This is a genomic window from Paeniglutamicibacter psychrophenolicus, assembly GCF_030812255.1.
Lineage (GTDB): Bacteria > Actinomycetota > Actinomycetes > Actinomycetales > Micrococcaceae > Paeniglutamicibacter > Paeniglutamicibacter psychrophenolicus_A.
Map to the genome: position 1 here is coordinate 101,283 of NZ_JAUSSH010000014.1, position 12,298 is coordinate 113,580.

At 68.8% G+C, this 12,298-nt stretch carries 9 protein-coding genes; 7 read left to right on the top strand and 2 right to left on the bottom strand.

The genetic code is table 11. From position 1 onward, the window contains the following. Positions 1 to 160 precede the first annotated feature (160 nt). Positions 161 to 841, top strand: a complete 681-nt coding sequence (locus J2T21_RS16685) for an MBL fold metallo-hydrolase (protein ID WP_307582859.1) — start codon at positions 161 to 163, stop codon at positions 839 to 841. Positions 842 to 896: 55 nt separating this feature from the next. Here the strand turns inward: J2T21_RS16685 and J2T21_RS16690 are convergent, their stop codons facing one another. After that, positions 897 to 1,919, bottom strand: coding sequence for a PLP-dependent cysteine synthase family protein (locus tag J2T21_RS16690; RefSeq protein ID WP_307582882.1), 1,023 nt, complete (start codon positions 1,917 to 1,919; stop codon positions 897 to 899). 244 nt (positions 1,920 to 2,163) lie between these two features. Between J2T21_RS16690 and J2T21_RS16695 the strand changes: the two genes are divergently transcribed. The 3 genes from J2T21_RS16695 (at position 2,164) to J2T21_RS16705 (ending at position 4,673) form a co-directional block, all read left to right on the top strand. After that, a complete protein-coding gene (locus tag J2T21_RS16695) occupies positions 2,164 to 3,021 on the top strand; it encodes a sulfurtransferase (RefSeq protein ID WP_307582861.1) in 858 nt (285 codons plus the stop codon). 66 nt (positions 3,022 to 3,087) lie between these two features. Next, positions 3,088 to 4,248, top strand: a complete 1,161-nt coding sequence (locus J2T21_RS16700) for an NAD(P)-dependent alcohol dehydrogenase (protein ID WP_373458061.1) — start codon at positions 3,088 to 3,090, stop codon at positions 4,246 to 4,248. Then, complete coding sequence (locus tag J2T21_RS16705; RefSeq protein WP_307582862.1) at positions 4,245 to 4,673, top strand: HIT family protein; 429 nt, start codon at positions 4,245 to 4,247, stop codon at positions 4,671 to 4,673. Before J2T21_RS16700 ends, J2T21_RS16705 begins: the two co-directional genes overlap by 4 nt. Positions 4,674 to 4,820: 147 nt before the next feature. On the opposite strand, the gene hrpA is transcribed toward J2T21_RS16705, so the two are convergent. Beyond that, positions 4,821 to 8,843 carry an ATP-dependent RNA helicase HrpA gene (gene hrpA, locus J2T21_RS16710; protein ID WP_307582864.1) on the bottom strand — a complete coding sequence of 1,341 codons (4,023 nt, stop codon included), beginning with the start codon at positions 8,841 to 8,843 and terminating at the stop codon, positions 4,821 to 4,823. A 415-nt stretch (positions 8,844 to 9,258) separates the two neighbouring features. Between hrpA and J2T21_RS16715 the strand changes: the two genes are divergently transcribed. From J2T21_RS16715 to J2T21_RS16725, 3 genes are all read left to right on the top strand, one after another. Continuing rightward, positions 9,259 to 10,266: an ABC transporter substrate-binding protein gene (locus J2T21_RS16715; RefSeq protein WP_307582865.1), complete on the top strand. Its 1,008-nt coding sequence runs from the start codon at positions 9,259 to 9,261 to the stop codon at positions 10,264 to 10,266. Between the two features lie 96 nt (positions 10,267 to 10,362). Continuing rightward, on the top strand, positions 10,363 to 11,289 hold the full coding sequence (locus J2T21_RS16720; RefSeq protein ID WP_071213137.1) for an ABC transporter permease: 927 nt from the start codon (positions 10,363 to 10,365) through the stop codon (positions 11,287 to 11,289). After that, positions 11,282 to 12,073, top strand: coding sequence for an ABC transporter ATP-binding protein (locus tag J2T21_RS16725; RefSeq protein ID WP_307582868.1), 792 nt, complete (start codon positions 11,282 to 11,284; stop codon positions 12,071 to 12,073). The genes J2T21_RS16720 and J2T21_RS16725 overlap by 8 nt, the downstream gene beginning before the upstream one ends. Positions 12,074 to 12,298: the final 225 nt, after the last annotated feature.

The following is a 12,298-nucleotide window of genomic DNA, read 5'->3' on the forward strand; positions in this document are numbered from 1 at the left end:
CCCGGGGCACGCCCCGATCGGACACCTTGAGTTTACCAGCGGGCCCGCACGCCGGGTGGTTCCGCGCCCGGCACCGCGGGGCGGCCGGCCATCCACGGGTCCCGCGGTGCGAAGCACGGGCCCCTATGCAGCACCCGCGCAGCCTGCCTAGGCTGGGGCCATGGAGATTACCAAGTTCAACCATTCATGCATCCGCGTCAGTTCCGGGGGCCGGTCGCTTCTCATCGACCCGGGAACCTTCTCGCCGCTGGAGCGGGCGCTTGAGGGGGCCGAGGCCATCCTTGCCACCCACGTGCACGCCGACCACCTGGACGTGGAAGCCGTGGTGGCGGCCATGGGCCGCGATGCGAAGCTGGCCTTCCACGGACCGGCGGCACTGGCCGCGTCCGTGCTGGCCGCCGCCACCCAGGCGTCGGTTCCCGATGCCGCGGCGCGGATCCACGGGCTCGGGCCGGGCGAGGTCTTCGAGGCCGCGGGGATGGGGATCTCCACGCACGGCGGGATGCACGCGGTGATCCACCATTCGCTGCCGGTCGTGGCCAACATCGGCTACTTCATCGACCGGACGCTCTACCACCCGGGCGACAGCTACCAGGTGCCCGAGGGGATCGAGGTGGGAACGCTGCTGGTTCCGGCCCATGCCCCGTGGGCGAAGATCGGGGAGACCATCGAGTTCCTGGCCATGGTCAACGCGGCGGACAACATCCCGATCCACGACGGGCTGCTCAACGAGCGCGGCCTGTCCCTGGTGGACGGGCACCTGGGCCGGGTCGCCGCGGAGCACGGGTTGGGCTACCGCAGGATCCCCAACGAGACCCCGGTGGCGTTGGGGCGGCGCTGACCCGGGAAGTCCCGTGTCCCCGGATGGCTGCTCCCTTGGTCCGGCCGCGGGGCGGCTACTCCCAGCGGCCGGTTTCCAGGAGGCGTTCGATCCGGCCCGCGTAGGGTTCCGGGTCCAGCCCGGCGGCCTTGAGCCAGCCGGCATCGTAGTAGGAGGTCGCGTAGCGCTCCCCGTTGTCGCACAGCAGCGAGACGACCGACCCCGTTTCGCCGGCGGCGAGCATGTTCGCCACGACCTGCCAGGCCAGCCAGAGGTTGGTCCCGGTCGAGGGCCCCGCGCACAGGTGCGCAAAGTCCTGCAGGTGGCGCATCGCGGCGACCGAGGCGGCATCGGGCACCGTGGCCATGAAGTCGATGACCCCCGGCACGAAGCTGGGCTCCGGGCGGGCCCGCCCGATGCCCTCGATGCGGCTGGCGGTGCCGGTGGCGGCACCCGCGTCGCCGCCGGAAACCGCCGCCTTCCAGGCCGGCAGAAATGCCGAGCCCTCGGGGTCCGCCACGGCCAGGCGGGTGGCATGGCGGTGGTAGCGGGCATAGCGGCCGATGGTCGCCGAGGTGCCGCCGGTTCCGGCGCCCACCACGATCCAGGACGGCACCGGGTGCTCCTCCATCGCCAGCTGCTGAAAAATCGACTCGGCGATGTTGTTGTTCCCGCGCCAGTCCGTGGCCCGCTCGGCGTAGGTGAACTGGTCCATGTAGTGGCCTCCGGTGGCCGCGGCCAGCCGCTCGGATTCCGCATACACGTCCGAGGGGTCATCGACCAGGTGGCAGGAGCCCCCGGTGGCCTCGATGAGCGCGATCTTCTCCGGGGAGGTTCCCGCGGCCATCACCGCGATGAACGGCAGGCCCAGCAGCTTGGCGTAGTACGCCTCGGAGACCGCGGTGGACCCGGAAGAGGCCTCCACGATCGTGGTGCCCTCGGTGATCCACCCGTTGACCAGGCCGTAGAGGAACAGGGAGCGGGCCAGCCGGTGCTTGAGGCTGCCGGTGCGGTGCGTCGACTCGTCCTTCAGGTACATCTCGATGCCCCACTGCCGGGGCAGCTCGAGCTTGTGCAGGTGGGTGTCGGCCGAGCGCATCGACTCGGCCTCGATGGTGCGTACCGCCGCATCGACCCAGTCACGGGTTCCGGAGGGGCGGGGCAGCGAAATCAAAGGCGTTGTATCCACCCGAGCAAGCCTACCGAACCGCCGTGTGGCGCGGCGCCCGACGCGCGCCCGTGGCGGAAGGCGGACGGCGGACGGCGGGCGCGGGCGGGGAACTAGGCTGGATCCCACGAGGGGCCCACGGGCCGAGGCCGCAAGCGAAGGGACACCGCCGCACATGGGCGAGGAACGAAAGACATTGATCCGGGCCGGGGAACTGGCCGCACTGCTGGCATCCGGGGCCGACACCGTGCTGCTGGATGTGCGCTGGGCGCTGGGCGATGCGCACGGCCGGGAACACTACGAGGCCGGGCACATCCCCGGTGCGCTCTTCGTCGACCTGGAAACCGGGCTCTCGGCACCTCCCGCGCCGGGAGCCGGCCGCCACCCGCTTCCCGAGGCGCACGACCTTGCCGCCTCCGCCCGCCGCTGGGGCATCAACGAGGATTCGACCGTGGTGCTCTACGACGGAACCGGCGGATTGGCCGCGGCCCGCGGCTGGTGGCTGCTGCGCCACGGTGGTGCCGCCGACGTCCGGGTGCTGGACGGGGGAGTCCAAGGGTGGGAAGCCGCCGGGCACGTGCTGGAAACCGGGAGGAACACCGCGGCCCCGGGCAACGTCCGCCTGGGCTGGGGGCACATGCCGGTGATCGACATCGATGCGGCCGCCGCGTTCCCGGGACACGGGATCCTGCTCGATTCCCGCGCCGCGGAGCGCTACCGGGGCGAGGTCGAGCCGATCGACCCGCGCGCCGGGCACATCCCCGGGGCACGCAGCCGCCCCGCCACCGAGAACCTGGGGGCCGACGGGCACCTGCTGGCACCTGGCCCGCTGGCCGCGGCCCTGGGGGAGCTTGGCGTGCAGCCCGGTGCCGGCTCACAGGATATTGCGGCATATTGCGGCTCGGGCGTCACCGCCGCGCACCAGGTCCTCGCGCTGGAAACCATCGGAGTGCGCGCGGCGCTCTACCCCGGGTCATGGTCGCAGTACAGCGCCGATCCGGCCCGGCCGGCCGCCACGGGCACCACCCCGTGACCGGCCGGATCCCGGCGTGAAGCGCGGCCGCTGGCTCCGGGCCCGGGGCCGCGGTAGGTTCGAAGCATGATTGGTCGACCGAAGCCCCCGCCCCTTGACACCGCCGCCAGGCTGCACGAGCGCGAACGCAGCCGGGTCCCGGCCGCGGCCATGGCCCCGGAGGCGGTGCCGGCGCTGGGCATCGCACGGGCCGGCGGGCCGGTGGTGCCCATGCTGATCCACCGCCGCGAACCCGGTCCGCGCGACGTGGTCATCGAGATCGAATTCTGCGGGCTGTGCCATTCCGACGTGCACACCGGGCGCGGGGAATGGGGCACCAAGCGGCTGCCGCTGGTTCCCGGGCACGAGATGGTCGGCATCGTCTCGCAGACCGGCAACGCGGTCGCCGACCTGGACGTCGGCACCCGGGTGGGGGTCGGTTGCCTGGTGGATTCCTGCCGCGAATGCGGGGAATGCCGCGCTGGCCTGGAGCAGTTCTGCACCAGGTCGGTGGCAACCTACGGCGGGCACGACGCCCGCACCGGCGAATACACCCAAGGCGGGTACTCCACGCGCATCGTGGTGGACGCCGGCTACGTGCTGCGGATCCCCGCGGCGCTGGATCCGGCCGCGGCCGCACCGCTGCTCTGCGCCGGGATCACCACCTACTCGCCGCTGCGCCACCACAACGTGGGGCCCGGCAGCCGCGTGGGGGTCCTGGGCCTGGGCGGGCTGGGGCACATGGCCGTGAAGCTGGCCGTCGCGATGGGCGCCGAGGTCACCGTGTTGACCCGCGGGGACGCCAAGCACGACTCGGCGCTGGCCCTGGGCGCACACACGGTCATCGACACGCTGGATGCGGCCGCGCTGCGCGGGATCCGCGACACCCTGGACCTTCTCATCGACACGGTCTCGGCCCCGCACGAGGTGGGCCCCTACCTCAAGGCGCTGCGCCGCGACGGCGCCTTGGTCCAGCTCTCGCTGCCCGATGGCCCGATGCCGGGGTTCGACACCCGGGAGCTGGTCCACAAACGGCTGAGCTACACCGGGTCGTTGATAGGCTCGATCGCGCAGACCCAGGAAATGCTCGACTTCTGCGCCGAACACCAGGTGGCGTGCGAGATCGAGCTGACCGGGGCGCAGCACATCAACGAGGCGTGGGACCGGATGGTCGCAGCCGACGTGAAGTACAGGTTTGTCCTGGATGCCGCCACCTTGCGCGGCAACGACCACATGGAGGGTGCATGAGCACGCTGTTTACCAAGATCATCGACGGCCAGATCCCCGGGCGCTTCATCTGGAAGGACGAGCACTGCGTCGCGTTCCTGACCATCGGGCCGATCACGCACGGGCACACCCTGGTGGTGCCGCGCGAAGAACTCGACAAGTGGACCGAGGCCCCGGCCGAATTGATGACACACCTGGTCGATGTGGCGGGCAAGATCGGCCGCGCCCAGGTTCGCGCTTTCGCCTCCGAGCGTGCAGGGCTGATGATTGCCGGGTTCGAGGTCCCGCACCTGCATGTGCACGTGTGGCCGACCAACTCGCTGGCCGACTTCGACCTGGCACGGGCAGACACCAACCCGGATCCCGCCAGGATGGATGCCAACGCGGCCAAGCTGCGGGCGGCGCTGCGCGAGGACGGCCACGGGGACCTGGTTCCCGAGGCCTGAGGCCTGAGGCCGCGGCCCGATGTCCGGGGGACCGGCGCCCGGGGCTGGTTCCTGCGGCCGGCACCCGTAACGCACAGGAGGCTGCCCGGTTCGACCACGTGGTCGAACCGGGCAGCCTTTGTCGTCCACCGCTTTGCCGTCCGGCAGTTACTTGGCCGCGGCCAGCCCCTCGCGCATGGCCGCGCGGATCCGCTTGGCGGACACCGAGTAGGCGGTGCCCAGCTCCTGGGCGAAGAGCGAGACCCGGTATTCCTCGAGCATCCACTTCACCGCGGCCAGTTGCGCCGGGGTGCGGGCACCGGGGACCAACTGCCCGAGGGCCGCATCGTATTCGTCCTCCAGCGACTGGATGTCCAGGGTCGCGGCGTTGTCCCGCGCCAGGTGCCCGGTGCCGAGCTTTTCCAGGCGCTTCTCGATGGCGGAGATGTAGCGCGGCAGCTGGGCCAGTTGCGCGTAGCCGGTCCTGGCCACGAACCCCGGGTAGACCAGCTGCTCGAGCTGGGACTTCACGTCGTTCAACGCATTGACCAGGGCCAGCGAGGAGGCGGACTTGATGTCCTTGTTGATCCGCCGGGTCCCGGAAAGCACCTTCTCCACGATCGCGGTCACGGTGAAGACCGTGTCGATCAACTCCGCGCGCACCTTCTCGTACAGGGCGTCGAACGCCACCTTGGTGAAGGGCAGGGCGGCCGGAACCAGCTTGTCCACCGCGGCCATGGTGCAGTCGCGGATCAAGGCCTCGACGCTGCCGTGCGGGTTCTGCGTGAAGACCAGCTTTTCGGTGTTGTTCAGGTGGTCAAGGACGTAGCGGGAGGGCGAGGGGACCTTGAGCAGCAGCAGCCGGATGACCCCGGTGCGGTGGGCGGCCATTTGCTCGGCCCGGTTGCGGAAGACCGTCAGGCGCACGTCGGTGCCCGTATCCAGCAGTGCCGGGTAGGCGGTGACCTGTTGCCCGGCGACCTCGGTGACGACCTTTTCGGTGATGGTCCCGGCCAGGCCGAGCCCGGTGTCCCACTCGGTCAGCCCGCTGCGTTCCCACACCGTGGTGGCCACGGCCGTGGCTCCGCCGGGACGCGAGGCGGACTTCTGCCCGCGCACCTTCGCGTTGCCGGCCGTGCCCCGTGCCGGAGCCGATGCAGCACCCGGGGCGCGGCCCGAGGCGTTGCCGGAGGCGTTGCCGGAGGCGGCCGCGGAGGGCAGCGCGGCACCGGGCTTGATGCCCAGCGAGCGGGCCAGGGCCGAGCGGTTGGCCGCCGCCAGGGTCTGCTGCAGCACCGCCAGCTCCTGGGACTCGTCCAGGATCTTCGCCTCGGCGTCGATGACGGTGAAGGTGAAGCGCAGGTGCGGCGGCAGCGCGTCCCAGTTCCAGGACCCGGGCGGAATCACCACGCCCTTGAGCCGGCGCAGCACCAACTCCAGGGAGGTGGCCAGGTCGTCGGTTTCCGGGTTGAAGTCGGCCTCCAGCACGGCCACGGCGGTGCGGGCCACGTCGGGGGCCGGGACGAAGTTCTTCCGGATGGACTTGGGCAGCGACTTGATCAGCGCGGTGACCAGCTCGACGCGCAGCCCCGGGATCAGCCAGCGGAAACGCACCGGGTCCAGCTGGTTCAGGAAGAGCACCGGCACGCGCACCGAGACGCCGTCGGATTCCCCGGCGCGGGCGGCCGGGTTGTACTCGTAGACCAGATCCAGGTCCAGGGTGCCGTGGCGCCAGCTGCGCGGGTAGGCGGCCTCGTCCAATTCCGTGGCATCGGCGGCCAGCATGTCCTCCGGGTTGAAGTCCAGCAGCGTGGGGTCCTCGTGCCGGGCGGCCTTCCACCAGCGGTCGAAGTGCCGCTCGGAGAGCACCTCGGATCCCAGGCGGGCATCGTAGAACTCGAAGAGGTCCTCGTCGGACACGCGCAAATCGCGGCGGCGCATCCGGGTCTCGAGCTCCTCGATGTCCTCGAGCACCCGGCGGTTCCGGGCGAAGAACTTGTGGTGGGTCTTCCAGTCGCCCTCCACCAGCGCGTGGCGGATGAACAGCTCGCGGCAGAGCTCCGGGTCAACGCGCGAGTACTGGATGCGGCGGCGCGGCACGATGGTCAGCCCGAAGAGCGTGAGCTTCTCGTATCCCATGACCGCGCCGGAGTTCCGGGACCAGTGCGGCTCGGAGTAGCTGCGCTTGAGCAGCTCCCCGGCGACCTCCTCGACCCACTTGGGGTCCAGGCGCGCCACGGTGCGGGCCCAGAGCCGGGAGGTCTCCACCAGCTCGGCGGCCATGACCCACTCGGTGTTCTTGCGCGACAGCGCGGAGCCCGGGAACACGGAGAACCGGGTGCCGCGGGCGCCGACGTATTCGCGCTTGCGCTCGTCCCAGGAGCCCACATGGCCCAGCAGCCCGGCCAGCAGCGAGATGTGGATGGCGTCCTCGTTGGCGGCGGCATCCACCGGCTCGGGGGAGATGGTGATGCCCAGCGGCTTGGCGAGCTGGCGCAGCTGGGTGAACAGGTCCTGCCATTCGCGCACGCGCAGGTAGTTGATGAATTCGTTCTTGCACAGCCGGCGGAAGGCGGAGGAGGAGAGCTCCTTCTGCTTGTCCTGCAGGTAGCGCCAGAGGTTCAGCAGCGAGGAGAAGTCCGACTTCGCGTCCGTGAAGCGCTTGTGCATCTCGGCGGCGCGTTCGCGCTTGCCGGTTTCCTCGCTGGGGCGCTCGCGCGGGTCCTGGATGGACAGGGCCGCGGCGAGCACCATGACCTCCTTGGCGCATCCCCGGTTCCCGGCCTCCACGATCATCCGGCCCAGGCGCACGTCGACCGGCAGCTGCGCCAGCGACTTGCCGATGGCGGTGATGGTGGCCTCGGTGCCGGTGTCCAGGGCGCCGAGCTCGCGCAGCAGCGCCACGCCGTCGTTGATCGACTTGGCATCCGGCGGCTGGACGAAGGGGAAGTCGGCGACGTCGCGCGCGGTGCGCACCACGCCCATCGAGCTCATCTGCAGGATCACCGCGGCCAGGTTGGTGCGCAGGATCTCCGGGTCGGTGAACTCGGGGCGGGTCTCGAAGTCCTCCTGCGAGTACAGGCGGATGGCGATGCCGTCACTCACGCGCCCGCAGCGGCCCGAGCGCTGGTTGGCGCTGGCCTGCGAAACCCGTTCAATGGGCAGGCGCTGGACCTTGGTGCGGTGGGAATAGCGCGAGATGCGGGCGGTGCCGGTGTCGATGACGTACTTGATGCCCGGCACCGTCAGGGAGGTCTCGGCGACGTTGGTGGCCAGCACGATGCGCCGGTTGCGTCCCGGCTTGAACACCTGGTGTTGTTCGGCCAGCGAAAGCCGGGCAAACAGGGGCAGGATCTCGGTGCCGGCCAGGCGCCGGTTGGTTTGCACGCGGGCCCGCAGCACCTCGGCGGCGTCGCGGATCTCGCGCTCGCCGGGGAAGAAGATCAGGATGTCCCCGGGGGCCTCCTTGGCCAGTTCGTCCACGGCCTCGGCGATCGCGTCCAGCGGGTCGCGGTCCTCGACCTGGGAGTCCGGGTCCAGCTCGTCCTCGTCCATCCCGTCGGCCGGGTTCAGCGGGCGGTAACGCAGCTCGACGGGGAAGGTGCGCCCGGAGACCTCGATGACGGGTGCCGGAACGGGCTCTTCGCCCTGGGGCCCGGGTGCGGCGAAGTGCTCGGCGAAGCGCTGCGGATCGATGGTGGCGGAGGTGATGACGATCTTCAGGTCGGGCCGCTTGGGCAGGATCCGGCGCAGGTAGCCCAGCAGGAAGTCGATGTTGAGGCTGCGCTCGTGGGCCTCGTCGATGATGATCGCGTTGTACTTCTTGAGCAGCTTGTCGCGCTGGATCTCGGCCAGCAGGATGCCGTCGGTCATCACCTTGACCTTGGTGGAGCGGGAGACCTCGCCGGTGAAACGGACATGGAAGCCGACTTCGGCACCGATGGTCGTGCCCAGTTCCTCGGCGATGCGTTCGGCCACGGTGCGGGCAGCCAGGCGGCGGGGCTGGGTGTGGCCGATCATGCCCTTCTCGCCAAGGCCCAGCTCCAGGAGCATCTTGGGCAGCTGGGTGGTCTTGCCGGAGCCGGTTTCGCCGGCGACGATGACCACCTGGTTGCCCTTGATGGCTTTCATGATGTCGTCGCGGCGGGCGGAAACGGGCAGGGCTTCGGGATAGGAAATCGTCAGGGCCATGATGACCCAAGTCTATGCCAGTGCCACCGGCGAATCCTCCGGGCGCGGACCCGGTGTCCGCGGCGCGCAGGGCGGGCCGCAAATCCCGGGTTGTCGGGCCATCTCGGTGTGTGTCTAGTGTCAAAAAACGGCTTTGTCCACGGTACCGTCTGATTCTCAAGTCACAGGGATACCAATTGTCTGATTCGCAGGGACTTTCCATGAAAGATGCACGACGACAAGATGAATGATCGATGGTTTGTCTTGCATTTCCTACCAGATGGAAGAAATGTGAGTAGGTTCACATGTAGTATCAAAGGAATTCATGAGGAGAACTTCCTGCCGATCGGCCGAGGTTGGGCTAATCCTGAAAACCCCTTGGTGCGGCCCTGACGGCGCACCGGGAATGACACTCGCACGTCGTGAAAGGAACATAATGAAATTCATCAAGTCCGTACAGATCGCAGCCGGGGTGGCTGCCACCGCATTGGTGCTCACCGCATGCGGCGGATCCACCACCCCCGAGGCCACCGGCTCCTCCGAAGCCGCCGGCCCGGTCACGATCGGCATCGCCCAATACGTGTCCCACCCGTCGCTGGACGCCGTGGTCACGGGCTTCAAAAAGGGCATGGCGGACGCCGGCTACACGGGCGATGACAAGGTCAAGTACGACTTCGCCAACGCCCAGGCCGACCAGGCCACCAACACCTCGATCGTGGGCAAGTTCGCCTCCGACAAGGACATGGACCTGGTTCTGGCCATCGCCACCCCGACGGCCCAGGCCGCCGCCCAGTCGATCACCAAGATCCCCGTGCTCTTCTCCGCGGTCACCGACCCGCTGGAAGCCAAGCTGGTCTCCAGCCTCGAGGCACCCGGTGCCAACGTCACCGGCACCTCGGACAAGAACCCGGTCAAGGAACAGCTCGAACTGCTCAAGAAGATCAAGCCCGACGCCAAGACCGTGGGCATCGTCTACTCCTCGGGCGAGGTCAACTCCGGCGTCCAGGTCCAGTGGGCCAAGGACGCCGCAGCCGAATTGGGCCTGACCATCGAGGAGAAGGCCATCTCGGCTTCCTCCGAGGTCCAGCAGGCAGCCTCGGGCCTGAACGTCGACGCGTTCTACGTCCCGACCGACAACGCCGTGGTATCGGCACTCGAAGGCCTGCTGCAGACCGCACAGGACAAGAAGATCCCGGTGATCTCCGCCGACGGCGAGTCCGTCAAGCGCGGAGCGACCGCCACCTACGGCCTGAACTACGAGAAGCTCGGCGAGCAGACCGCGGCCATGGCCGTGAAGCTGCTCAAGGGCGAGGCCAAGCCGGAGACCATGCCGGTGGAGACCATCACCAAGGTCGAGCTCTACCTGAACACCACCGCGGCGGAGAAGATCGGCCTGACCTTCCCGGCAGACATGCTCTCCGAAGCAGCGGAAACCTACAAGTAAACACGACCGCAACACGGTCCAACCACCGGTGGCCGGTCGGTCAACCCCGACCGGCCACCGCCATTAACCCAACACTCGAAACGCAAGGATCCACCCATGATCACCGCGGTTGAACTAGGCCTGATCTACGCGATCATGGCACTCGGGGTCTACCTGACCTTCCGCATACTTGACTTCCCCGACCTGACCGTCGACGGAAGCTTCACCACCGGCGCGGCAGTCGCGTCCATATCGATCGTCAATGGCATCAACCCGTTCATTGCCACGATCCTCGCCTTCTTCATCGGCGGCCTCGCCGGTGTCATCACCGGTCTGCTGCACACCAAGGGCAAGATCGATGGCCTGTTGGCCGGCATCCTGACCATGATCGCCTTGTATTCGATCAACCTGCGCATCATGGGCAAGGCCAACACCCCGCTGTTGGGCGAGGACACCGTCCTGTCCTTCATGCGCGAAAACCAGCTGCTGGGCACCTGGACCTCCGTCGGGCTGATGTTCGCCGGATGCCTGGTCGCCGTGGCGCTCATCGTCTGGTTCCTGCGCACCGACGTCGGGCTGGCCATGCGCGCCACCGGCGACAACGAGGAAATGATCCGGTCCTTCGGGGTGAGCACCGACAACCAGAAGATCCTGGGCCTGGCGCTTTCCAACGGCCTGGTCGGCTTCTCCGGCGCCATCATCGCCCAGTTCCAGGGCTTCGCCGACATCGGCATGGGCATTGGCGTGATCCTCATCGGGTTGGCCTCGGTCATCGTGGGCCAGGCCATCTTCGGGCAGAAGTTCATCTGGATCGCGGCCCTGGCCGTGGTCTTCGGCTCGGTCGTCTACCGGCTGGTCATCCAGCTGGCACTGAACGCCGGCCTGGAAGTCAACGACATGAAGCTGATCTCCGCGGTGCTGGTGGTCGTCGCGCTGATCCTGCCGCAATGGAAGGGCTTCGGAAAGTTCGCCAACCGCATCCGCATCCGCGGCAAGGCCGTGCAGCCCAACGGCGTGAAGGAAGAGGTGGGAACCAATGCTTGAGATCAGCAACCTGAACAAGACCTTCTTCCCCGGCACCGTCAACGAACGCAAGGCGTTGCGCGACATCAACCTGGAACTGACCTCGGGCGAGTTCGTCACCGTGATCGGCTCCAACGGAGCGGGCAAGTCGACCGTGCTGAACATGGTCGGCGGCAAGCTGCAGCCGGACTCCGGGACCGTGCGCATCGGCGGCAAGGAAGTCACCCGGCTTCCGGACCACGCGCGCGCCAAGTACATCGGGCGGGTCTTCCAGGATCCGATGGCCGGCACCGCGCCGAACATGTCCATCGAGGAGAACATGTCCCTGGCCCTGGGCCGGGGCAAGTTCCGCGGGCTGAACCCCGGGGTGAACAAGCGCAAGCGCGAGCAGTTCGTCGAGGAGCTGCGCTCCCTGGAACTCGGGCTGGAGAAGCGGCTCAAGGCCAAGGTCGGGCTGCTTTCCGGCGGCCAGCGCCAGGCGCTGAGCCTGCTCATGGCCACGTTCTCCGGTCCCCAGATCCTGCTGCTCGACGAGCACACCGCTGCCCTTGACCCGCAGCGTGCCGCCCTGGTGGCCCGTCTGACCGAGGAAATCGTCGAACGCCACAAGCTGACCACGCTGATGGTCACGCACAACATGGAGCAGGCCCTGCGCCTGGGGTCCCGGCTGATCATGATGCACGACGGGCAGATCATCCTGGACCTGGACTCGGCGCAGAAGGCCAAGATGACCGTTCCGGACCTTTTGCACGAGTTCGAGAAGATCAAGGGCGCCCAGCTCGACGACCGGACCATGCTGCAGTAGCGGCCCGCCGCACCTGCCTGGCTGGAAACATGCGACGAAGGAGCCGCACGCCCCGAAGGGGGAGTGCGGCTCCTTCGTCGTCCCGCGAACCCGCGAACCCGCGCACCCGGGCGGGGGGGGGGGGGGGGGGGGGGGGGGGGCCCCGGGCGGCGGCCCGGCCGGCGGGCGACGCGCCCCGGGGTGCCCCACCCGGGCGCGCGCCCGCCGGGGGCGCCCCATACAACA

Excerpts from the sequence above, each read along its gene's own strand:
- J2T21_RS16685 (WP_307582859.1), top strand. The coding sequence starts at position 161 with ATGGAGATTACCAAGTTCAACCATTCATGCATCCGCGTCAGTTCCGGG.
- J2T21_RS16695 (WP_307582861.1), top strand. The coding sequence starts at position 2,164 with ATGGGCGAGGAACGAAAGACATTGATCCGGGCCGGGGAACTGGCCGCA.
- J2T21_RS16705 (WP_307582862.1), top strand. The coding sequence starts at position 4,245 with ATGAGCACGCTGTTTACCAAGATCATCGACGGCCAGATCCCCGGGCGC.
- hrpA (WP_307582864.1), bottom strand. The coding sequence starts at position 8,843 with ATGGCCCTGACGATTTCCTATCCCGAAGCCCTGCCCGTTTCCGCCCGC.
- J2T21_RS16700 (WP_373458061.1), top strand. The coding sequence starts at position 3,088 with ATGATTGGTCGACCGAAGCCCCCGCCCCTTGACACCGCCGCCAGGCTG.
- J2T21_RS16725 (WP_307582868.1), top strand. The coding sequence starts at position 11,282 with ATGCTTGAGATCAGCAACCTGAACAAGACCTTCTTCCCCGGCACCGTC.
- J2T21_RS16720 (WP_071213137.1), top strand. The coding sequence starts at position 10,363 with ATGATCACCGCGGTTGAACTAGGCCTGATCTACGCGATCATGGCACTC.
- J2T21_RS16715 (WP_307582865.1), top strand. The coding sequence starts at position 9,259 with ATGAAATTCATCAAGTCCGTACAGATCGCAGCCGGGGTGGCTGCCACC.
- J2T21_RS16690 (WP_307582882.1), bottom strand. The coding sequence starts at position 1,919 with ATGCGCTCGGCCGACACCCACCTGCACAAGCTCGAGCTGCCCCGGCAG.